Genomic DNA, 5917 nt, shown 5'->3' with positions numbered 1-5917 from the left:
ACGGTTGTGCTGGTCGATTTTGTCTCTGGCTTCGTCCGATTCTTTGGCTAAATACGCTTGCAGTTCCTTTATCTTGGCGATGAGTTGTTCCTTAGTAAACCGCTGTATTTTCTCGGTCTTGTATGGTGTTTTGAGTTTCATGTTTCCTCCATTATTCGCTGTCGGCAATACGTTGTATCCAGGCATCGTCCGGCGTGTTTACGATCAGGCGGTTGCAGTACGGCGCCTCTTCGTTTGGTTCAAAGAAGATTTGCCATGCTGCTTTGTCCAGCGGTTTGTCTTCGTTCAGCAGAGACATGCCTATGTGCCACATGCCAGCCCTGTTGTATTGGCCGGTGATCAGTACTCCTTCACCGCCGGGGCGCGACACGATGAACCCCCTTATAGAGCCTGCCCCGCTGTCGTCGTGGTCTATGTTGCTGATTCCGTATTCTCCGAAGGTGTCATCCGAGTAACCTTCAAAGATGTATTTTTTGCTCATGATTTCCTCTCTTCATTCGGATCGTGGACGATGTATTTGGCGTTTTTCGGGTCGGTCATGGGTGGCTCCTGGTTATTATTGTCTGGCATCGCATGGGCGATAACGTTCAAAGAATGGACGTAAGTCTTCTAATGGGATTTCATAATCAGACCACTTACTTTTATATTCACTAATATTGACTGTTGTCATATTGCTGATTATTTCTTGCGGGAATAAGAAACATTTTTTAATTACGTCTCCCGAATATCCGAATGCAACAATAAAATCGGCATATTTTTCTTGTTTCTTCACACTGAAACAATAACGCTGTTGCCGCGCATTTTTCCCAGCGTAATGAAGGGTTGACGCTTTAATATCAATTTTTAAGCCGTATAACTCAAAGTCCCATTTGCTCTGGTAGCGAGCCTGATTCATATTGGTAGCTTCAGGAATAAGATTTGCAAAGTGTGCCTCTGATAAGGAAGCCAGTTTATCTTTTGAAGTACCGTATTTGCTTTTGTCACCAACAACAGGATGGTTATATTTCTTCAAATACCAGTACAATGTTTGCCATTTCATTCCTAATTCATCTGCCGCCACTTTTAAATTCTTATGTTTGTCATAAGCAGCTTTCATTTGCTCTACGGGAATATTCATAATTACTTCCTAAAACGGCACATTGTCGAAGTCGTCCTGCGCTGGCGGGTTGTATTGCGGCGCGTTGTTCTGTTGTGTCTGCTGATGGCCTTGCCCACCGCGTGAACTGTGGTCATCATGACCACGGTTGCGCGCTTCTTTCTCTGCTTTCGTCGTCAGCATCTTTAGCTCGCGCACGTGGATTTCGGTGATGTAGCGGTCGTTACCGTTCTTGTCCTGATATTTCCGCGTCTGGATTTTGCCGTCGATGTACAGTAGGTCGCCGACGTCCACATAGCGCCCGATGATGTCTGCCAGCGGGTTATAGGCGACGCAGTTGAACCATTCGGTTTTTTCTCTCGGCTGTCCGCTCTGTTTGTCATTCCATTTTTCCGTCGCCGCCACGGTGAAGTTGGCAACGGGGTCGCCGTTTGGCATGTAGCGCACTTCGCTTTTGCCCACGCGACCGATAATTTCTGCCCGGTTCAGCATGTTTGTTTCTCCATTTCTGCTTCCAGTCGCGCGACAAAGGCGCGCAGGTGTTTTTCCAGCGCGGCGATGATTTTTTCGTCGCGCTTGACGTTCAGTATCCACGTGGTCTGCGGGGTGTAGTCCGGGTGGTAGCTCACAAAGTCCCAACTGTCGTAGCCCGTGACCAGCAGCCCGCCTTGTACTTGCAGCAGGTATTCTCGTGGCATGACACCTTCGAGGATGTAGCGGATGTGGGTTGAGAGCTTCGGGCATTTGATTTCCAGCCCGCGGCGCAGCTCCGGCATGATTCCGTCGGGGGATGCCATGACGCTGCGGCTGTCGTCGAGGTACACGCCGCCGACTTGTTGCACGCTGTTGCCGGTCGCAAACTCGTAGGCGGCGCGCGCCTGTGGCTCCAGCTCACTGCCGCGCGCCATGTCGTTGCTGGTGTAGCCGTCGGCAGGCTGGCCGGTGATGCGCTCCGCTATCAGTTCGGCGAGGTAGGCGGTGGCCTGTTCGCTCGCCGCGCCGGTGTTGGTCATGATGCGTTTGTACTGGCTGGCGGTCGGGATGCCGAGGCGCGCTTGGCGCCAGGCTTCGCTGCCCTGTTCGCAGTCGAGGGTGATGAGGTTTTTCATAGCGGGATGTCCTCGCCGGGTTCGTAGCTCTCTGCTTCCGGTGCTTCGGGTTCAGCCGGGGCAGGCTGTTCGGCGGGCGCGTGTTTGCGCAGCATGGCGATGAGGTTGTCCGCTTTTTTCGCGGTCATGTCTTCCATGCGGGGTACGCCGACAAAGGCCAGCATCTTCCCTTCTTCTTTTCCGGTGCGTGCCAGCAGGTCGCGCAGTTCGGCGATTTGTGCGTCGCTCGCCAGCACTTCAGCGACGGGCGGGCGCGGTGCATCGGTACTGCGCTCGGCTTCGTCCGGGTCGGCGATACTGCTGAAACCGAAGGCGTAGCGCGCCGCCTGTATGGTCGCCTTGTGGCGCAGCATCCGGTTCGGCCATTGCCGCCACGGGTCGGTGTTGCGTTTGCACTCGTCCATGTATTCGGTCATTTCCACCGGGTGCGCGCGGTTTTTGCGGTAGATGCGGCAGGTGACGGCACGCAGGTGGCCGTCCGCGTCGAGAGTGTCCTGAAATTCCATGCCGTCAAAGTCGGGATGGCTGTTGATGATTTTCAGCCAGCCGTCAATGCTGACGATGGGCTGCACGCCGCCGCCCTTCGCCGGGAAGGCGTAGATTTCTTTTGTGATCGGATTGAGCCGGTATTCTTTCGCCACCATGAGAAACGCGGTGATTTGTTCGGGGCGCACGTTCGGCGAGGGCATGATGGTGCCGGCAAGGACGTTGCTGAAGGCGTCGATGTCGCTTGTGCCTGCAATGGTGGCGACGGCGCTCAAGACGTCATGGGGTACGGGCAGGTTCATTTCAGGCTCCTCTGCAAAGTTTTATGTCGGCGCGCAGGCTGTTCTTCAGGTTGGTGGCAATCGCTTTGGCGTTGGTTAGGGTGGTATTCACCTTCACGGTGATTATGTATTCCAGTACGGGTTCGCCGGGCGTGGGTTCGGGCATCGTTTCTATCGCAAGTGCAGGCTGTGTTTCCGCCGCTGCTTTCGCACGCTCCTCGGCGGCGATTTTTTCGCGCAATTCCGCCTCGGCTTTGGCGGCGGCTTCCGCTTCAAGGCGGGATTTTTCGGCCGCCTGCCGTTCGTCTTCGGCGGCAATGCGCGCGGCGATGGCATCCTCAAAGCCGCTATCCAGCGCCAGCAGGTCGTCAAGGTCGGCAAATAGGTGCAGGCGGTCGGCGGGGATTTGTGCGTAACGCGCTTTCATGTACGCCTCGGTTTTGCCAATCAGCGCCGTCCAGTTCGCCAGCACTTCATGGGCGGCTTTCTCCAGTCCGGCAAGTGTTTTTTTGCCTTTGGTCGCTTCGGCAAGCACACCGTCCAGTTCGTTAATGCGCAGCACCTTGCGCATCGCCGGTTGCAGGCGCGCGTCGCATCCGGCCAGCGCCCGCTGGATGCCGTCGCGGGCAGTGCCGATGATTTCTTCTTTAACTTTCGCCTTCTGTGCCTTGACCTGTTTGTCGAGGGCGAGGCGGGTTTTGGCGAGCAGGTCGATGATTTCGCTGGTGGTGTCCATCAGCTTTTTCACGTCTGCCGCCTCTGCCAGCGCCGCATCGAGTGCTGCCTTGAAGGCATCCTCTGCCGCCTTGAAGTCTTTGACCTGTTGCTCGGCGGTGGCAAAGTCTTCGTCGGTTTTCAGGTCGGTATTGACCTTGGCGATTTCGGCGCGGACGCTCTCCGCCACGTCGTCAATGTTGCTGGCGACGATTTGCGAGCTGATGCGCAGGATGATTTCGGTGTTCATGCTTTCTTTCCTTCAATGAGTTTGTCGATGACGGCTTCGATTTGGTCTCTCCGTCTGGTGAGTACCTGGTATTCATCTATTCCGCGTGGTTTGTAAGCGGCGCGGGCGCTCAAATTCCCGGTGCTGTTTCCGATGTGTATCCATACTTTCTCCCCATATTGGGAGATTTCCACCCGCGCAAAGTAGGCGCTGACCGTGACGTTGATGTTTTCCGGGAGGTACACCCCGCCGAGTTTGTCGGCGAGATGCTGCGCAAGCCGCGCATGCTCGGTTTCAAAGAGGTTCATGCTGCTTTCCTTTTGTCGAGGTATTGCCGGACGATGGCGCCCAACTCTCCTATGGTTCCTACTTCGAGCAGCCTGTCCTGAAGCGCGGGGTCGCCGTCTGTTTTTAGATAGCTGCGGGCGCGGCAGCGCAACGTGCCGTTATCATTCTGGTAGATTTCGATGTTTATGATTTTGTTGTCGTGGCTTGCGTAGATGAAAGCAGCTGTTTGGCTGTAGCTGATGTTCAGGGAATCGCAAGACTTGCCCAGCGGGGCGGCGATACGGCGCGCTTCTTTTGCCAAATCGGTGTTCATGATGTTCATTTGCGGTTCTCCCAAAAGTTTTTACAGGCGGTGATTTCGTCTTCGCTCAGGTCAGGGCGGGCGCATTGTTCGCGTACCCATTCGCGGTGTGCCGCAGTTTTAATAACGGCGGGCGGGTTGTCCTCCCCGCGTGGCACAATGGCCACGACGAGGACAAACAGCGCCAGCAACGCGGCGGTGGCGAGGTGTTCGCGGGTCATGCGTACTCCCTCTCGTAAAGCTGGTCTTCGTAGCGGCTGATAGCCTGCTCCCAGCGCCCTTCTTCGTACTCTGCCGCGATGTCGCGGTATGGGTTATGCCGTTCGATGGCGTCTGCCAGTTCATCAGGCAGGTCGCCGTAGTCGTCGCTGTCATCGTCATCCTCAAAGCAGTCGGAGAAATCCAGCCGTTCCAGCTCGCGCCCGGCTTCGTCGCAGATAATGACTTCGTAGCCCTCTGCCTTGACGAGGGTGTACGGGCTTTCTACGTCCGTGTACCAGGCGGGTTCTTCGTAGGTGGCACGGCGGACAAGGCGCTGGTTGTAGTAGCGCCAGACCCAAATGCCTTCTTTGGCTGGCTGCCAGCCGAAGGTGTCTTTGTCCAGTCCGGCGGCGAGTTGTTCAAGGTTCAGGTTCATCTTGTGCTCCATCGTTGTTCGTTTCGATGGGTGCATAATACACTTAGAAAGTGTGAAATACAAGCGCAAGAACACGTATGAGGTGTTTATTTTGATAAGCGGATGAAATAATTACACTTAAATAGTGTATTGAAGTGTGTAAGGCGCCCACGTATCATGAAAAAATTTTCACAATACGGAGATTTTGTTATGGTTAAGTGTTTTTCTCTTTTGTTTCTTATGGTTGCCGTTCAATCAGCTGGCGCAGTTACCTCCCGCGACTTTTCCAATCAGGAGGAGGCGCAGAAATATCACGATGAACACGGTGGGAACACACGCTTAGATGGTGATAAGGATGGCGAGGCCTGCGAGTGCCTCGAGGGTGGGAGCGCTTACGGCAACCCGAAGTGCGATATAAGATGAGGCGGTGTTATGAGAGTTGTGACTATTGCCGGGATTGGTGCCGCCATCGGCGGTTTCGCGGGGGCGTCTGGTTCATCATCCTTTTCAATACCCGTGGCTCTTCTAAGTGGTTTCGGGGTTTTGGGATTCTTTTTTGTCCTTATGCACATAACGCCGCAAAGTTTTTACGAAGTAAATAGCCAAGCGGCACCAAAAGATTCACCACCTCTTGCGATAAAGAACATTTTGCGAGAAATGTCAGAAAAGCTGGTTGGACAAGAAGAAAAGAAAAAAAGAGAATCTTTAGAAAACGCAGCAGGGATAGAAAAAAGATTAGAATATGAATATAGATATTTCTTAGAGATATTGCAGATTGTAACCTATAGGGTTTTTAT

General features: G+C 53.9%; 12 protein-coding genes. 2 read left to right on the top strand and 10 right to left on the bottom strand.

The features are described 5' to 3' along the window. Positions 1–151: 151 nt before the first annotated feature. From Q0349_RS06510 to Q0349_RS06465, 10 genes are all read right to left on the bottom strand, one after another. On the bottom strand, positions 152–481 hold the full coding sequence (locus Q0349_RS06510) for a hypothetical protein (protein ID WP_298080067.1): 330 nt from the start codon (positions 479–481) through the stop codon (positions 152–154). A gap of 75 nt (positions 482–556) precedes the next feature. Further along, the gene (locus Q0349_RS06505; RefSeq protein ID WP_298080066.1) at positions 557–1117 is read right to left on the bottom strand and encodes a hypothetical protein; all 561 of its coding nucleotides are present in this window, start codon (positions 1115–1117) and stop codon (positions 557–559) included. 9 nt (positions 1118–1126) lie between these two features. After that, entirely contained in the window at positions 1127–1588 is a 462-nt protein-coding gene (gene ssb / locus Q0349_RS06500; protein ID WP_298080065.1) for a single-stranded DNA-binding protein, read from the bottom strand. Further along, positions 1582–2205, bottom strand: coding sequence for a lambda exonuclease family protein (locus Q0349_RS06495; RefSeq protein ID WP_298080064.1), 624 nt, complete (start codon positions 2203–2205; stop codon positions 1582–1584). The genes ssb and Q0349_RS06495 overlap by 7 nt, the downstream gene beginning before the upstream one ends. Next, positions 2202–2993, bottom strand: coding sequence for a RecT family recombinase (locus tag Q0349_RS06490; RefSeq protein ID WP_298080063.1), 792 nt, complete (start codon positions 2991–2993; stop codon positions 2202–2204). Before Q0349_RS06490 ends, Q0349_RS06495 begins: the two co-directional genes overlap by 4 nt. A gap of 1 nt (position 2994) precedes the next feature. Further along, on the bottom strand, positions 2995–3936 hold the full coding sequence (locus Q0349_RS06485) for a hypothetical protein (protein WP_298080062.1): 942 nt from the start codon (positions 3934–3936) through the stop codon (positions 2995–2997). Beyond that, positions 3933–4223: a hypothetical protein gene (locus tag Q0349_RS06480; RefSeq protein ID WP_298080061.1), complete on the bottom strand. Its 291-nt coding sequence runs from the start codon at positions 4221–4223 to the stop codon at positions 3933–3935. Before Q0349_RS06480 ends, Q0349_RS06485 begins: the two co-directional genes overlap by 4 nt. Continuing rightward, positions 4220–4525, bottom strand: coding sequence for a hypothetical protein (locus Q0349_RS06475; protein ID WP_298080060.1), 306 nt, complete (start codon positions 4523–4525; stop codon positions 4220–4222). Before Q0349_RS06475 ends, Q0349_RS06480 begins: the two co-directional genes overlap by 4 nt. Then, positions 4522–4725 (bottom strand): hypothetical protein, encoded by a 204-nt coding sequence (locus Q0349_RS06470; RefSeq protein WP_298080059.1) that lies wholly within the window; start codon positions 4723–4725, stop codon positions 4522–4524. Before Q0349_RS06470 ends, Q0349_RS06475 begins: the two co-directional genes overlap by 4 nt. After that, on the bottom strand, positions 4722–5141 hold the full coding sequence (locus Q0349_RS06465) for a hypothetical protein (protein WP_298080058.1): 420 nt from the start codon (positions 5139–5141) through the stop codon (positions 4722–4724). The genes Q0349_RS06470 and Q0349_RS06465 overlap by 4 nt, the downstream gene beginning before the upstream one ends. 156 nt (positions 5142–5297) lie before the next feature. Here Q0349_RS06465 and Q0349_RS06460 point away from each other — a divergent pair, with 156 nt between their 5' ends. Together Q0349_RS06460 and Q0349_RS06455 are read left to right on the top strand one after the other, a co-directional pair. Continuing rightward, on the top strand, positions 5298–5543 hold the full coding sequence (locus Q0349_RS06460; RefSeq protein WP_298080057.1) for an excalibur calcium-binding domain-containing protein: 246 nt from the start codon (positions 5298–5300) through the stop codon (positions 5541–5543). A 9-nt stretch (positions 5544–5552) separates the two neighbouring features. After that, a partial coding sequence (locus Q0349_RS06455) for a hypothetical protein (RefSeq protein ID WP_298080056.1) occupies positions 5553–5917 on the top strand: 365 nt, incomplete at its 3' end.

The sequence above is a fragment of the uncultured Cardiobacterium sp. genome, assembly GCF_938028185.1.
Taxonomy (GTDB): Bacteria; Pseudomonadota; Gammaproteobacteria; order Cardiobacteriales; family Cardiobacteriaceae; genus Cardiobacterium.
The sequence above is the reverse complement of the archived record's forward strand: the minus strand, read 5'-3'. Positions and strand labels throughout refer to the sequence as shown.